We start from the raw sequence: 289 nt of genomic DNA on the forward strand, positions 1-289 counted from the left end.
GCCCCATCCTGACGCACATAGATTCGATCAATGCTCGCCTGTGACCGATCAGGAGAACGCGGCCTTTGGTCGAGCGCACGATTCGAGCGAGACGTTCGGTCTTTCCGGTCCCTTTGGGGCTCTTGATGAACGTCGTGCCATCCTGAATGCGGATATCATCGAGGTACTTCTCGTTGCGGATTGAAATTTCCGCATCGCTTAGGCTTCCTACAGCGTCGCAAGTCGGCAGGTCCGATGGTTTGCCTTGAGACAAGGCGAATGCACTTCGTACGGCCTTATCGAAATCGTC

At 55.0% G+C, this 289-nt stretch carries 1 protein-coding gene; it reads right to left on the minus strand.

Annotated features, from left to right (window positions below; genetic code table 11):
* Positions 1-289, minus strand: a 289-nt coding sequence (locus EN807_RS36270; RefSeq protein WP_210240036.1) for a hypothetical protein, incomplete at both ends; no start/stop codon positions are given.

The organism is Mesorhizobium sp. M5C.F.Ca.ET.164.01.1.1 (assembly GCF_004792125.1).
Taxonomy (GTDB): Bacteria; Pseudomonadota; Alphaproteobacteria; order Rhizobiales; family Rhizobiaceae; genus Mesorhizobium; species Mesorhizobium wenxiniae.